The sequence below is a fragment of the Nitrospirillum guanabarense genome, from assembly GCF_034653355.1.
GTDB lineage: Bacteria > Pseudomonadota > Alphaproteobacteria > Azospirillales > Azospirillaceae > Nitrospirillum.
In genome coordinates, this window is the sequence record NZ_JAYEER010000001.1 from 1,395,401 (window position 1) to 1,409,948 (window position 14,548).

At 67.5% G+C, this 14,548-nt stretch carries 15 protein-coding genes; 2 read left to right on the forward strand and 13 right to left on the reverse strand.

Going from position 1 to position 14,548, the window contains the following annotated elements:
* Nucleotides 1-11: 11 nt before the first annotated feature.
* The 9 genes from UAA55_RS05805 to UAA55_RS05845 form a co-directional block, all read right to left on the reverse strand.
* Nucleotides 12-737 (reverse strand): sensor histidine kinase, encoded by a 726-nt coding sequence (locus tag UAA55_RS05805; RefSeq protein ID WP_322951698.1) that lies wholly within the window; start codon nucleotides 735-737, stop codon nucleotides 12-14.
* The gene (locus UAA55_RS05810; RefSeq protein ID WP_322951699.1) at nucleotides 704-1,819 is read right to left on the reverse strand and encodes a HAMP domain-containing protein; all 1,116 of its coding nucleotides are present in this window, start codon (nucleotides 1,817-1,819) and stop codon (nucleotides 704-706) included. Before UAA55_RS05810 ends, UAA55_RS05805 begins: the two co-directional genes overlap by 34 nt.
* Nucleotides 1,816-2,280, reverse strand: coding sequence for a type 2 periplasmic-binding domain-containing protein (locus UAA55_RS05815; protein ID WP_322951700.1), 465 nt, complete (start codon nucleotides 2,278-2,280; stop codon nucleotides 1,816-1,818). Before UAA55_RS05815 ends, UAA55_RS05810 begins: the two co-directional genes overlap by 4 nt.
* Nucleotides 2,280-3,419 (reverse strand): hypothetical protein, encoded by a 1,140-nt coding sequence (locus tag UAA55_RS05820; protein WP_322951701.1) that lies wholly within the window; start codon nucleotides 3,417-3,419, stop codon nucleotides 2,280-2,282. The genes UAA55_RS05815 and UAA55_RS05820 overlap by 1 nt, the downstream gene beginning before the upstream one ends.
* A 20-nt stretch (nucleotides 3,420-3,439) precedes the next feature.
* Nucleotides 3,440-4,132 (reverse strand): response regulator transcription factor, encoded by a 693-nt coding sequence (locus UAA55_RS05825; protein WP_322951702.1) that lies wholly within the window; start codon nucleotides 4,130-4,132, stop codon nucleotides 3,440-3,442.
* Between the two features lie 129 nt (nucleotides 4,133-4,261).
* Nucleotides 4,262-4,462, reverse strand: coding sequence for a hypothetical protein (locus tag UAA55_RS05830; RefSeq protein WP_322951703.1), 201 nt, complete (start codon nucleotides 4,460-4,462; stop codon nucleotides 4,262-4,264).
* A gap of 235 nt (nucleotides 4,463-4,697) precedes the next feature.
* Nucleotides 4,698-5,567: a serine O-acetyltransferase gene (gene cysE / locus UAA55_RS05835; protein WP_322951704.1), complete on the reverse strand. Its 870-nt coding sequence runs from the start codon at nucleotides 5,565-5,567 to the stop codon at nucleotides 4,698-4,700.
* Nucleotides 5,568-5,767: 200 nt separating this feature from the next.
* Nucleotides 5,768-6,055 (reverse strand): hypothetical protein, encoded by a 288-nt coding sequence (locus UAA55_RS05840; protein WP_322951705.1) that lies wholly within the window; start codon nucleotides 6,053-6,055, stop codon nucleotides 5,768-5,770.
* 113 nt (nucleotides 6,056-6,168) lie between these two features.
* Nucleotides 6,169-7,275 (reverse strand): MFS transporter, encoded by a 1,107-nt coding sequence (locus UAA55_RS05845; protein WP_322951936.1) that lies wholly within the window; start codon nucleotides 7,273-7,275, stop codon nucleotides 6,169-6,171.
* A 441-nt stretch (nucleotides 7,276-7,716) separates the two neighbouring features.
* On the opposite strand from UAA55_RS05845, the gene UAA55_RS05850 reads away from it, so the two are divergent.
* Nucleotides 7,717-8,166 (forward strand): DUF3775 domain-containing protein, encoded by a 450-nt coding sequence (locus UAA55_RS05850; RefSeq protein ID WP_322951706.1) that lies wholly within the window; start codon nucleotides 7,717-7,719, stop codon nucleotides 8,164-8,166.
* Between the two features lie 131 nt (nucleotides 8,167-8,297).
* Nucleotides 8,298-8,804 (forward strand): YciE/YciF ferroxidase family protein, encoded by a 507-nt coding sequence (locus UAA55_RS05855; RefSeq protein WP_322951707.1) that lies wholly within the window; start codon nucleotides 8,298-8,300, stop codon nucleotides 8,802-8,804.
* A gap of 3 nt (nucleotides 8,805-8,807) precedes the next feature.
* Here UAA55_RS05855 and UAA55_RS05860 read toward each other — a convergent pair whose 3' ends face one another.
* The 4 genes from UAA55_RS05860 to UAA55_RS05875 form a co-directional block, all read right to left on the reverse strand.
* Nucleotides 8,808-10,307, reverse strand: a complete 1,500-nt coding sequence (locus UAA55_RS05860) for an alpha,alpha-trehalose-phosphate synthase (UDP-forming) (RefSeq protein ID WP_322951708.1) — start codon at nucleotides 10,305-10,307, stop codon at nucleotides 8,808-8,810.
* 84 nt (nucleotides 10,308-10,391) lie between these two features.
* On the reverse strand, nucleotides 10,392-12,386 hold the full coding sequence (locus UAA55_RS05865) for a membrane-bound PQQ-dependent dehydrogenase, glucose/quinate/shikimate family (RefSeq protein WP_322951709.1): 1,995 nt from the start codon (nucleotides 12,384-12,386) through the stop codon (nucleotides 10,392-10,394).
* Nucleotides 12,323-12,958, reverse strand: coding sequence for a hypothetical protein (locus UAA55_RS05870; RefSeq protein WP_322951710.1), 636 nt, complete (start codon nucleotides 12,956-12,958; stop codon nucleotides 12,323-12,325). The genes UAA55_RS05865 and UAA55_RS05870 overlap by 64 nt, the downstream gene beginning before the upstream one ends.
* Before the next feature lie 56 nt (nucleotides 12,959-13,014).
* A complete protein-coding gene (locus UAA55_RS05875; protein WP_322951711.1) occupies nucleotides 13,015-14,547 on the reverse strand; it encodes an efflux transporter outer membrane subunit in 1,533 nt (510 codons plus the stop codon).
* Nucleotide 14,548 lies beyond the last annotated feature (1 nt).

A 14,548-nucleotide genomic window follows, 5' to 3' on the forward strand; every position in this document is an offset into this window, starting at 1 on the left:
ACCAGCAATTTTCAGTTCTGTGGCGTCGTGGGTGCGACAGGGAGGGCGATTTTCACCATCAGCCCGTTGGGGTGGTTGTGCATCGCCGCCACGGTTCCACCGTGCAGTTCCACCACGCGCTTGCAGATGGTCAAACCGATGCCGGTGCCGCCGGTGTCGCGGGCCCGGGCGGGATCAGCCCGGTAAAAGGGATCGAACAGCTGCCCGATGGCTTCATCGGAAACCCCTGGCCCCCTGTCGGCCACCGTCAGGTCCAGGACGGTGGTGGTGTCCGCCGCGGGCCCCACCAGGGTCACCGTCACCGGCACTCCGGAGGTCGTATAGAAAAGCGCGTTGCGGATGACGTTTTCGATGGCGCGGCGTAACAGGTCGGCATTGCCGGCGATGACGCCGCGGCCCGGCAGGTCTGACGCCACGGTCAGCGTCAGGTCGGGCTGCCTGTCGGGGCGCTCATAGGCGGCGTCGACGATGATGGCGCGCAACAACCCCGGCAGGTCGACCGGCATACGCTGCAGTTCCACGGCCGCCCCTTCCAGTCGGGCCAGCGTCAGGAGTTCGGAGGCCAGGGCGGCGACGGCGGCGATCTCCCGCTCCATCCTGTCAAAATGCCGGGGGGCCTGGGGTTCCACTTGGCGCCGCGCCAGACCCAAGGCCATGCTGAGCCGGGCCAGCGGGGACTTGATCTCATGGGAGATATCGCTGATCAGCCGACGCTGGGCGGTGATCGCGGCTTCCAATTCGGCTGTCCGTTCGCCACCTTGCCTTCCAGCGTGAGGTTCAGGTGTTCCAGGTCCCTCATGCTGCGGTCGCGTTCCTCCCGGGCATTCCGCAGGCCGACCGTCATGTGATTGAACGATCGGGCCAGAAAGCCGAGTTCATCCCGGCTGGTGACGGGTACCTGGATGTCCAGGCGATCCGTGTCGGCGATGACGCGCACGGCCCGGGTCAGTTCCATGATGGGCGCCGTCAGCCGCCGCCCCATCCAGCGCACGAAGGCGAAGATGGGCGCCGCGAGAAGGATGCCGAGCAGGGTCAGTTCCAGCGCCACCTGGCGCAGGGGACGGGTCACGACCGACACTGGCTGGGAAACCACCACCTGCCAGGATCGCAGCAAGCCGTCCCGTCGCACGGAACGCCCGATGATGCGGCTTTCCGGTTCCGGGCTTGGATCGGCGGCGCTGGACAGGACCATCGAATCCGGGGGCAGGCGCACCAGCATGGTGCGGGCCTCCACGCCGTTCAGCAAGGTTTCGACGGTGCTCCATGGCAGGGCGATGACCAGGGTGCCCACATGGTAGTCGGGGGCGAAGCTGCCGAAGACCGGAATGGCGAGGGCAATGACATCCCCCGCGCCCAACGGGTTCCGATGCTTGTCGAAGAAGGTGGCGCTGCGGGCCGTCACGGTCCAGGCCGCTGGCAGATGGGTGCCGGGCGGAGGGGAACCGCCGTTGCCGTCGGCATCGGCGATCAGGGCGCCGGCGGCATCGAAGGCGTAGATTTCGCCCGTCAGTCCATACAGGCGCTGCAGCGCCTCCAGCGTTGTCCCGATCCGGCGGTCGACATCGCCTGACACAAGGTCGTTCATGACCTCCAACTGGGCCCAGGCGGTCAAATCCGTCGCCAGTTCGTCCATGCGGTTGCTTAGACGCTGGTACTTCAGGTCCGCGACCTGGGCCAAGCCGCCTTCGGCGAACTCAAGCAGCGACCGGCGCACGCCGGTATAGACCACCACCGCCGTCAATCCGTAGGTCAGCAGATATATGGCCAGCAGGGCGCTGACAATCTTGCGCCCGATGGAACTGCCGATGACCGCCTTCATTGGCCGCCCCCGCCTGAGCCGGCCGCGATCGACAGCTTGGCCAGGACCACGACGCCGTCCGGCACGCCGCCACCGCCGCCGCTGATGTAGCCGACCGAGCCGGGAACCTTACGAATGAAGGTGAGTAGCGCCTGCTCGGATTCCTGGACGACCGGCGGCGACTTGCCCTTGAAGTGCATCTCGTTCCAGTAAACGATCAGGCTGGCATTGTCCTGGTGCAGGACGCCGACCGTGAAGCGGGCGCGGACATCGCTGGAGATTTCGCGGTTGACGGGGATGATCGCGCTGCCGTCGGGCCACAAGGTGATCCGCAGCAGGTAGATGGCGGCGATGTCGCCGGCGTTCAACGGGCGGCCTAGGGACACCGACGGGTTGGCGACCACCAGGATATCCTCCCCCCGGGCGATGTCCGACAGGAACAGTCCTATCAGCGCCGCCAGCAGGGAACGTCGCCGTCCCATCAGAACAGCACGGACCAGGAGGCGAACAGACCGGTGGGGTTGACCGGCGGTCCGCCGACATTCAGCAGATATTCCAGCCGGAAGACCATGGCCGGCTGCGGGCGGAAAGCGAAGCCGGCCAGGATGTCCTGCGCTGTCCGGTCGCTTGCGGGACCTGCCGCCTGCGCGGGGGCGATGGACGCGGCGCCGCGCCCATCGTAAATCTCGTACCAGCCGTAGACGGACCATTGGTCGTCAAGCGCGTAGGACGGTGCCACGTATCCGCTCCACTCCAGGCTCCGCGTCGCGTGCACGCCAGCCGGTTGGGACAGGGTCGAGACCACCCCTTCGCCCTGCAGCGTCACCGGGCCCATGGTATACCGGAAGTCCACCCCCGCCAGATGCTGTTCCACCCCTAGTCGGTCGATGGTGCGCTGAACCGAAAAACCGACCTTGTCCAGCAATGCCAGGGGAAAGCTGACATGCAGGCCTTCAACCAGGCGGTAATGGTCGTCGACGATGCTGTCCGGCCGCGCGGAGAACTCGTCCATGGGTTGCCAATAGACCTGGACGTCCGGCCAACGGGTCTTAGGGTCGTTGTACAGCACTGACAAGCCGGTGGCGTACTGGCTGAAGCCGCGATAGGTCGCCGCTGGCCGAACGGTCGACAGGACCAGGGGCGCCGCGTGGATTTGGTTCCAGTCCCCCACCGGCGCCAGCATCTTGCCGAAACGGACCGTGAAGCCGTCAGGCAGCTGGATATCGTTGTAAAGGCGTTCCAGCACCACATAGCCGCCACCTTTTCCGTTGTCGCCGCCGCCATCCTTCCCCCAGGGCACGAGGTTGAGCCCTGTCAATTCCGCTTCCATGAAAGGGTTGATGAAGGCACCGACATGCGCGCTGGCGTAGAGGCTGAGGTCCTCCAGGCTCAAGGCCTTGCGGCCCTGGTCGGGCAGCGTCGCCACCAGGCTGGAATAACCCGCGAGATTGATGGAACCGACGTTGATCCCTTGGCCCAACACGTAGCTGTCCGCAGGGTCGTCCGCTGAAACGTTGGCTTGGCCGCAGGCGGCATTCGCCACCAGGAAGGCCATCACGGTCGCGGCGAATACCATGGCGGCAGGATGGCGGGGAAGCAGGCGTGGGAAGGTCATAGCCATCGGAACCGCGTCACGTCCGGTCACGAGGGGGGCAAGGCGTAAAGATAGCCGACATTACGGATGGTCTTGATCGGTTGTTCACCATCGCCAGCGGCGGCATCCAATTTGCGCCGGACCTTGCTCACAAGCGTGTCGACGTTGCGGTCGGCGCCGGCCACATGGTGTCGGCCGAATGCCGCGGCCGAAAGTTCGTCCCGCGAAATGATACGGCCAGCGCCGCGTAACATGTGTTCAAGCAGGCTGAATTCCGCCGAAGTCAGCTCCAACCGCCACTCCCCGCTCCAAGCGATGCGGGCGGTTGGGTTGAGCCGGACATGGCCTACCTGCAACTCCGCCGGCGCCTTGGCCGCGCCACTGTTGACACGACGCAGGACGGCGCGAATTCGGCTCACCAGTTCCCGGGGATTGACGGGCTTGGGCACGTAGTCATCCGCGCCGATTTCAAAACCCACGATACGATCGACGTCGTCATCACGGGCTGTCAGCATGATGACGGGCACATCGGACCGCTGGCGAAGGCGCTTCAGCACGTCGAAGCCGGAAAGCTTCGGCAGCATGACGTCAAGGACGATGAGGTCCTGCCCCTCAGGCGCGTGGTCGAAGCACGCGCCGCCGTCATGGGCCACGTCGACCAGGAACCCATCCTGTTCCAGAAACTCGCGCAGCATATCCGCCAGCGCGACGTCGTCATCAACGAGCAGTATTCGGTCCATGCCTGATTATTGGCGAAGAGCGGAAGCAAGTCGACAGTCGGCTCACGGCGGATGAGCACGGCGGCGTGGTGTGGTCGGCGGCAGGGCATCCCTGGCGGGCGCTCGCCGCCGGCCGTGGCGTGATCTCAATCAAGCCTTGATGTTGATGTTGTTGCCGCGGTCCTTGTCGACGGGGCCTGTATCCACATCACCGTCGCCGTCCCGATCGAGACTGGCGGGCTGCTGGGGAGCGGCTTGGGCTGAAGCGGTATCGGTCGTCGCCGAGTTGGAGGTCGGACGGTATTGTGCGGCGATGGAACTGGCGTACCCGCCGATGGAAGAAATACTCATGATCGTGGCTCCACGGAAGTATCAGGTCGGTTCGGTTGCGTTGTCGCTTCGACGCCAATATACCCCGCGGCCCGAAGGCCGATTGTGGAGTTTTGTCGAGTACCACGGAATTAGATACCGTCATCGCCCGCTGCGACGCTTTCCCCCGTCCCATACCGCGGCGGACTGCAAATCGGCACTAACGTTGGAGCCCGATCGTAGGCGCCCGCCGTTATTCCGAGAGGGGAGGTGTCGTCTATATCGAGTAATTGAATGAGTTGTAGGCCAGGTCGCTCAGCACCTGGTCCAACTGCTGGGCCGCCTGCCGTCCGGCCTCATCGACCTTCACCACCTTGGCCGGGATGCCGGCGACGGTCGAGTAGGGTTCTGTCGGCCGCAGCACGACGGAGCCGGCGGCGACGCGGGTGTACGCCCCGATCTCGATATTGCCCAGGATCTTGGCGCCGGCGCCGATGATGGTGCCCTTGCGCACCTTGGGGTGGCGGTCAGTCGTGTTCTTGCCGGTGCCGCCCAGGGTCACGTCCTGCAACAGCGACACGTCATCCTCGATCACCGCCGTCTCGCCCACCACCAAGCCCGTGGCGTGGTCGAGGAAGACGCCCTGGCCGATGGTGGCCGCCGGGTGGATGTCGGTCTGGAACACCTCCGACGAGCGACTTTGCAGGTACAGCGCGAAATCCCGCGCGCCATTGATCCACAGCCAATGGGCCAGCCGGTGGGTCTGGATGGCATGGAAGCCCTTGAAATAGAGGAAGGGCTCGATCAACCGCTCGCAGGCCGGGTCGCGATCCAGCACGGCGGTGATATCGGCGCGCAGGGCCGCGGCCAGGGTGATATCGTCAGCCGCCGCCTGGTTGAAGGTGTCGACGATCAGCGGCTGGGACACCACGTCGTTCTTCAGCCGCGCAGCGATGCGGTGGAACAGCGCCGTCTCGAACGAGGACTGGTTGATGATGGAATCCAGAAACAGGGGCGCCAACATGGGCGCGCCGGCCAGGGCCTCTTCCGCCTCGGTCCGGATGCGATCCCACAGACCGTCCCCGGTCAGCTGGGCTGCTGCTTTTTCACGGCGCACCAAAGCCAACCGTCCCCCGAGCACCGGCATCGCCATCCCTCCGCCCACGCGTCCACGCGACAGCGAAGGCTGCGCCCGGAAGCTATAAAGCCCCCATCGGGGCGTCAACAATTTGACAATGCTCAAGCGACCGCGGCGGTTCCTTGAGCCAGCCTCATGAAACAGGCCCCATGAGGGCAGAAACGGCCGCGACGATAGCCACGGCCGTTCCATGTGTGAAATGACGGGTGTCACATGGTGATACGCACGACATTCGCGCCGTAGCCCTCCACCGAGACATAAGCGCCGTAGCGATCCAGCACCGCGATGGGACCGGCCTTGGCCCCAGCGTCCAAGGTCGTCAGGGCCAGGCGGAAACGAAACCGGCCAGTGCCGCCCGCAGGAACGGCTTCCCCTTTCTTGAACTCAGCATTTCGGGCCGATTTCCTCCGGGGTCCGATACCCCGCTGGAGGGGGCCGGCCTTATCAGATATTAATAATACAAAATCCTCCTTCGCATGTCGCCACCCCAGATCCAAGACTGAATCCAGGGTCCAGAATCGGATGAAAACCGTCGCCACGGCATGTTGAAATGGATTTCATGCGGCGGTTTCGATGGAAGCGCCGTCCGATCGGGGGTGACGGCCGGCGGTCATGCGTGTGCCGCCTTGGCGATGCGGCCGGCCAGCACCGGGACCAGGGCCATCAGCAAGGCCAGTAGCCAGAAGGCTGTCGGCAGGCCGACGGCGTGGGCGACGAAGCCGATGCCCGCCGGCCCGGCCAGGATGCCGGCATAGCCGGTGGTGGTCAGGGCGGCGACGGCCAGGCCGACCGGCATGACGCTCTGGTTGCCCGCCAGGCGGAACAGCACCGGCACGATGTTGGACGCGCCCAAGCCGATCATCAGGAAACCGGCGGAGGCCGCCAGCACCGTGGGCGCCGTCAGCAGCAAGGCCAGCCCCAGGATGGCGCCGGCGCCGCCGCAGGTCAGCACCCAGCGGTCGCCAAAGCGCGCCACGATGCGGTCACCCGTCAAGCGGCCCACGGTCATGGCGATGGAAAACACCATATAGCCGAAACCGGCTCGCCCGGTGTCGGCCAAGCCCGCGCCGATGAGCAGCAGCGCGCTCCAGTCCAGGATGGCGCCCTCCACCAGGAAACAGACCGCCGCCAATCCCGCCAGCAGCAGCACGATGCCGTGCGGTGCCACCAGGGGCGTGGGCTCCCCCCGCGCCGGCAGCAGGCGGGGCAGAGCCGCCAGGACGGCGGCCAGCACCAGCCCGCCACCGAGCAGCGTGGCGACCAGGGGGGCGGTTCCGGCGGACAGCAGCAAGGTCATGCCGCCGGACCCCAGGAAGCCGCCGACGCTGAACATGGCGTGGAAGCCGGACATCAGCGGCCGGCCGGCCCCACGCTCCACCTCCACCGCGTGGACGTTCATGGCCACGTCGATGGTGCCCAGCGCGGCGCCGAAGCCCAGCAGGGTGGCGGCCAGGGTGGGCACCCGTCCCGTCACGGACAACAGTGGCAGCAGCAAGGCCAGGGCGGCGCCGCCCGCCAGGATCATGGGCTTGCTGCCCCAGCGGGCGCTGAGCCAGCCGGTCAGCGGCATGGCCAGGATGGAGCCTATGCCGAGGCACAACAGGATCAGGCCCAATTGCCCATCGTCGGCGCCGACACGGGCCTTGGCCAGCGGCACCAGGGGCGCCCAGCAAGCCATGGCGAAGCCGGCGGCCAGGAAGGCGAGCCGGGTGGCCAGGCGCGCGCCGGCGGAGGCGGAAAGAGGAACTCATGACTTTTTCCGATCAGAAGAGGAGAGTTTCACGCCCGTGACGTTGGTGGCGACCCGCCAACGCCTCCGTCCCGGCAGGGGTGAGCCGGCGGCGAAGCGGCTTTGTAAATGATGCTTTACATCTGAGGGCCAAACGACTTCACACAGTGTCCTTCCCGTTCGTCCGCCTCCCGCTATGTCGAGGAGGACGACCGGTGAACCATGGCGACCGATTTGGTCCTAAAGGATTTATCGTTAAACCAAAAGCCTGAATTGGGGTGCCCTCCGACGCCCTTGCCGGGAACGCGGCGCCATCGGCACCAATGGAAGGCCCGGTTTGGAACCATCCGGCTGGGCTTCGGGCTTACTGGGAACTTTGCCCATCCGCGGCCGGTTTTTCCCGGCGTTCAGATAGGAGGATCGCACACCATGTCCAACACCCAGGAAATGACCGGTGATGGCACCCCGGCGGCGGAACTGAACATAAGCCTGGAAAAGGTCTGCTTCATCATCGTCAAGGCGCGGGAATTCGATGTGAAGGTCGACCCGGTGGAACCGGATCCGGCGTCGAACCCCGCCGATGATGGCGAGCGCGGCGTGCTGGAGGACTACGACGACGATCCCACCCGGGCGGAACTGGTCGGCGCCATCACATCGCTGAACGAGGATGAGGTGGTGGACCTGATCGCCCTGACCTGGATCGGACGTGGCGACTACACCGCGGCGGAGTGGAACGAGGCCCGCGCCCTGGCGTTCGAGCGTCATCGGGAAAGGTCCGCCCGCTACCTGATCGGCATCCCCACCCTGGGCGATTTCCTGGAGGAGGGCTTGGCCGCCCTGGGCCATTCCTGTGAGGAGTTCGAGGTCGACCGCCTCTGACGGCGGCGGAAGGGGGGTGTTCGAAAAGTCCGGGAACCAGGGCGTGGCTGGGGAATTGATTGCTGGCCGGCAGCCGATACCGGCGCCGGCCCAATAAAGACATCCCGCGTCCAATCCCCAGGAGGAACACCATGGGTTTGTTCACCAAGGACATTGAGACCATGAACGACCTGTTCGTTCATCAGCTGAAGGACATCTATTACGCGGAGAAGCGCATCCTGAAGGCGCTGCCCGACATGATCGAAAAAGCCACCAACCCGGAGCTGAAGCAGGGCTTCCAGACCCATCTGCGGGAAACCGAAGGCCAGATCCAGCGGCTGGAGCAGGTGTTCCGCCAGCACGGCGTGGAGCCGGAGGCGGTGAAGTGCCCCGCCATCGACGGCATCATCGATGAGGCCGACGACATCGCCGGCGACGTTGACGACAAGCAGGTGCTGGACGCCGCCCTGGTCGCCGCCGGCCAGGCGGTGGAGCATTACGAGATCTCCCGCTACGGCACGCTGGTGACCTGGGCCAAGCTGCTGGGCCGCGAGGACTGCGCGGCGCTGCTGCACCAGAACCTGGAAGAGGAAAAGGCCACGGACGAGAAGCTGACGATGCTGGCCAAGGCCCACATCAACGTCCTGGCGGCGGAATAGGCGTCAGCCGGTCCGGGCCTGGACATCCGGTTCCCCGCCCTTCCGGTCCCCCAATTTTGAGGCCGCCCCTTTCGCCGCCGCGCGGGGGGCGGCCTTCCTCGTTCCCGTCCCCCCTTTTGAAGTCCGGGCGCCGCCCGCCTTGCGGCTGGCCAGGGCGTCGGCGAAGGCCTCACCCCAGGCCAGCGCGGACTTGTCCTTGATGGCGTTCCACAGGCCCTGCCAGCGCTCCCGGCGTTCCGCCAGCGGCATGAACAGGGCGCGGCGCAGGGCCTCCTCTATCTGGTCGGGATCATAGGGGTTGACCTGCAGGGCGGTGTCCAGCTGGGTGGCGGCGCCCGCGAAGCGCGACAGCACGAGCACGCCCGGGTCCTCCGGATTCTGCGCCGCCACGAACTCCTTGGCCACCAGGTTCATGCCGTCACGCAGCGGGGTGACCAGGCCCACCCGGGCGTGGCGCATATAGCTGGCCACGGTGGTGCGGGTGCTGCTCTGCGTCACCAGTTTGAGCGGCGTCCAGTCGGGCTCGGCGTAGGCGCCGTTGGTGGCGCCGGCGATCTTTTCCAGGTCCCGCAGCAGGCTGCGATAAGCTGGCACCCCCTCGCGCGACTTGGCGGCGATCTGCAGGAAGCTGACCCGGCGGTGCCAATCCGGCTCGGCGGCCAGGAACTGGCGAAAGGCGGTCAGCCGCTCGGGCAGGCCCTTGCTGGGGTCCAGCCGATCGATGCCCAGCACCAGGGCGCGGTCGCGCAGGTTGTGGGCGAGGTCACGGGCGGGGCGGCGTTCCATGGCCGCCTCGGTCACGCGCGCGAACTCCCGCGCGTCGATCTCCACTGGGAAGACGCCCAGCCGCACGGCGCGGTCGCCCAGTCTAAGCCCCAGCTTGCCCACCCGTCGGGCGCCGGCGTACTGCGCCGCCGTCTGCGCGAAGTGTTCCGCGTCCGTCGACGTCTGGAAGCCGATGAGGTCGGCGGCCAGCACGTCACGCACCAAGCCCAACAACCCTTCGGAGATGGCCGCCACCACCGGCGGCGGGAAAGGGATGTGCAGGAAGAAGCCGATGGGGTTGCGGACCTTCAGATCGCGCAGCGCCGCCGGCACGGCCAAGAGCTGGTAATCCTGCACCCAGATCAGGTCATCCTTCTTCAGCAGGCCCTTCAATGCCGTGGCGAAGCGGACGTTCACGGCGCGATAGGTCTCCAACTCGTTCCGGTGGAAGCTCACCACACCCGGCAGGATGTGCATGAGCGGCCACAGCACGCCGTTGGCGAAGCCGAGGTAGTATTTGCGGTGTTCATCCGGCGTCAGGTCGATCATGGCACAGCTGACGCCCTGGCGCTCCACGACGCGCGGTTCGGGATCTGGCCGCTCCGCCAGCGCGTCACTCCACCCGAACCACAGGCCCTTATGCCGGCGCAGCAGGTCGGTCAGCGCCACGACCAAGCCCCCGGCCTGCGGGGTGCCGGCGGCCGGAACACGGTTGGAAACGATGACCAGGCGCTTCATGGATGCCCCCTTGGATGTCTGCCCATCCAGGCAACCTCCACGGACGGCGCTGGTTCCCGGCCTCCAGTGAAAGATGTCTATGCTTCAATGACTTCCCGATTGGTCCCCCATCCCCACCACGCTCGCGCCCGGGGTGGGCAGGGCGTAGGCCATGATGTAGTCGCCGTTGCGCGTGCGCAGGCCGCCGTGTCCGCCGGCGGCGATGACGACGTACTGCCGCCCGTCCTTGCCCTGGTAGGTCATGGGGTTCGCCTGGCCGCCCGCCGGGAGGCGGGCCTTCCACAATTCCCGGCCCGTCTGTTCGTCGAAGGCCCGCAGATACTGGTCGGCGGTGGCGCCGATGAAGATGACGCCGCTGGCCGTCACCAGGTTGCCGCCGATGTTGAAGATGCCCGTGGGCAGGGGCGCGTTCGTCCGCGTGTTGAACAGGTTGGTGTCGCGCGTGGTGCCCAGGGGTCGCTGCCAGGCGATGGTGCGGCTCTGCAGGTCGATGGCCACCAGCTTGCCCCAGGGCGGGGCGTGGCACGGGGCGCCGAACGCGCCCAGCCAGGGCTGGACCACGGCGGCATAGGGCGTGCCGTATTGCGGCCCTATGCTGAAGTCCTTGGGCTTGGGATAGGGTTCGCTCCAGCCTTTCCACGGCTTGATCAAGCCCTTCTTCATCGCCTCCTCGCGCGGCAGGATGTCGACGGTGAAGGGGATGTAGCTGGCGTTGGCGATCAGCAGGTGGCGGCTGGGGTCGATGCTGGCGCCGTGCCAATCGACCACGCCGTCAAAGGCGGGATAGGCGATCGTGCCACGATCCAGCGTGGGCGGGGTGTAGAGCCCATCGTAGCGCCGGCGCTGGAAATCCAGTCGGCACAGCAGCTGGTCGATGGGGGTGGCGCCCCAGGCGTCGGTGGCCTTCAACGGCGGCGGGGTCAGCGAGGGCATGCCGATGGAAAAGGGCTGGGTCGGTGACAGGCGCTCGCCCGGCAGGCCCCGGCCCGGCACCGCCTTCTCCTCCACCCGCGCCAGCGGACGGCCGTCGCGCCGGTCCAGCAGGTAAAGCTCACCCATCTTGGTGGTCTGCACCAGGGCCGGGACGACGCCGTCCGGCGTCGACACCTCCACCAGCGACGGGCCCACGGGCAGGTCGAAGTCCCAGACGTCATGGTGCACGGTCTGGAAGTGCCAGCGTTCCTGCCCGGTGGCGATGTCCAGCGCCACCAGGGCGCTGGAATAGGCGTCGTCGAACGGCCGGCGGTCGGCGCCATAATAGTCCGGCGTGGCGTTGCCCAGGGGGATGTAGACCAGGCCCAGCGCCGGGTCGGCGGTGTAGGTGCCCCAGCCGTTGGGCGTGCCGCGGGTGTAGACCTCCCCCGGCTTCAAGGGCGCCGTGGGGTCGGGCCGGCCCATGTCCCAGGCCCAGGCCAGCGCGCCGCTGACGGGATCATAGGCGCGCACCACGCCCGAGGGTTCGCCCTTGGACTGGTTGTCGTAGATCCATCCGCCCAGGATGACGCGATTGTTCACCACCAGCGGCTGGGAGGTGATGAAATGGAAGCCCGGCGGCACTGGGCCCATGGCATCCGTCAGGCTGACGTAGCCGTTGCTGCCAAAATCGGGACAGGGCTGTCCGGTGTCGGCATCCAGGGCCATCAGCCGGGCGTCTGCCGTGGTGGCGATGATGCGCCGGGGGCAGGCGGCGGCCGTGGGGTTGCCCGGGGGGGCAAGAGGCGTGGGTGCCGCCTCGGCCGGTTTCTCGTAATAGGCCACGCCCCGGCAGGCCAGGTACTCGTTGGCCGATGTGTCGTTGTGGGGATCGTATTTCCACTTCACGGTGCCGGCGGTGGCGTCCAGGGCGATGACCTGGCGGTGCGGGGTGCAGAAATAGAGGGTGTCGTTCACCTTGATGGGTGTCGCCTCGAAATTGAATTCCCGCCCGTTCTTGTTCTCGAAATCGCTGGGCATGTCGCCGGTGCGGTAATACCAGGCCAGCTCCAGCTGATTGACATTGTCCGGCCGGATTTGGCTCAAGGGCGAGAAGCGGTCGCCATCGGCGGTGCGGCCGTAGTATCGCCAGCCGTCCTGGGGCACCGGCGGATTGGGCGCCGGTTCGGTAATGGGCTTGCCACCTGCCAGGGGGCCGCCCCCACCGTTCGGATGGCGGAGACGCGGTAGCCCAACGCCACGACCACCAACACGGCCAGCGCGTAGACACCCACGCCCAGCCAGGGACGGTAGGTCAGGGGCCCGGGTCGGACGCTGTGCGTGGCCAAGGGATCCTCTTCCGGCGGTCCCGGCGGGCGCGGCGCCCCGTGCAGGGGACGCACCACCCACGGCAGGCTGAGCCACATGCCCAGCAGCGCTGGCGTCAGCAGTCGGGGAACCAGCTGCCACCCGTCCAGCCCCACCTCCCAATAGGCCCACAGCGCCGTGGCCAGGAACAGCAGGGCGTACAGCCATAAGGCTTCCCACCGGCCCCGGCCCAGCAGCGCGCCCACCACCACCAGCGTCAGGCCGGCCAGCAGGTAGTACCAACTGCCGCCCGCCACGATCAGCCAGCCGCCGGGGATGATCAGCGCCAGGCCGAGAAGGATGACGACGACGCCTGTCAGGCCTGGCCAGGACAGCCAGGGGAAGCGGCGGGAATTCTGGGGCGTAGGCATGCGATCCCACCTCCGTTCGTCATCGCACAACACAGCAGCTTGAGCCTGGTTCCGCCTCAGAAGTCCGGCGGGTCGGGCAACTGCGCCGGATCCACCGGCCGCCAGCCCAGGCCCAGACTTTTCTGCAGGGCGATGTAGTCGTTGCTGGTCTGCGCCTGGGCCTGCGCCAGGCTTTGCTCCACCGTCAGGCGCTGGCGCTCGGCGTCCAGCGCCTCCAGCGCCGTGGCGGTGCCGCCCCGATAGCGGGCGTCGACCAGCCGCTGGGCCCGGGCGGCGACGTCCAGGGCGCCGGCCAGCTGGAAGGCGGCCTCGCGCTGGTGGCCGTAGCGGGACAGGCCGCTCTCCGCGTCCTGCAGGGCCTGCAGCACCGTGTTCTCATACTGCGCCAGGCTTTCCTGGTTGGCGGCGCCAGCCTGGCGGATCTGGGCGCGCACCCGGCCCCAGTCCAGCACGTTCCAGCTCAGCATGGGGGCGCCGATCATGCTGAGGCTGCTGCTGCGGAACAGCGTGTCCACCTTGTTGGAACCGAAGCCGATGCTGCCGAACAGGCTGACGCTGGGAAACAGCTGGGCCACGGCCTGGCCGATCTGCGCATTGCTGGCGGCCAGCTGGCGTTCGGCGGCGCGGATGTCCGGCCGGCGCCGCAGCAGGGCGGCGGGGTCGGCCACCGGCACCACCGCCGGCGGCAGGGGCAGGGGACGGATGGGCGCCAGCTCGGCATCCAGGGCGCCGGGCTCCTGTCCCACCAGCAGGGCCAGCTGGTCCATGGCCTGTTCCACCTGGCCTTCCAGCGGCGGGATCTGCGCGTCGGTCTGCCGGACCTGGGTTTCCATGCGGGCCACGTCGGCGTCCGTGGCCGTGCCCAGGCGACGCTTATCCACGGTCAGGTCCAGCATGCGGTGTTCAGCCGCCGCCGAGGCGCGGGTGAGGTCCAGCCGGTGCTGGGCGTCGCGCAGGCCGACATAGGCCTGTCCCACCTCCGCCGCCAGTTGCACCTGGGCGTCCTCAACCTTGGCGGCGGCCGCGTCGGTCTGGGCCGCCGCCGCCTCGATCTCCCGCCGCGTGCCGCCGAACAGGTCCAGTTCCCAGCGCGCGTCGAAGCCCAAATTGTACAGCTCCGTCGTCACATGGTTGGGAATGTCGACATGGGGTGGTGTGCCACCGGGGAACAGGCCGGGGTTGGTGATCGCCTCCCGCGCCAGGGCGGCGTTGATCTGGTTGTCGGCCGTGGACAGGGCCCCGGTGGGGATGCGCGCCTTGGCCGCCAGCGCGGTGGCGTTGCCCTGGGGGAACAGGGCGGCACGCTGCTGCGCCACCAGCGCGCGCGCCTCCAGCACGCGCGCTTCCGCCGCCTTCAGCGTGGGGCTGGCGGCCAGTGCCGTGTCCACCAGGCGTGCCAGCTCCGGATCACCCATGCCGTCCCACCAGCGCGCCGGCGGGGTGGCGATGTCCACCGGCGCGCTGCCGGCCCGGTGGAACTGGCCGGCGGCCTCGGACGTGGGCGCGACGTCAGGCGGGCCCTTGTAGTCGGGCCCCACCGTGCAGGCAGCCAATAACGAGAGCAGGGGCAGCAGGGCCGGGCGCCGCATC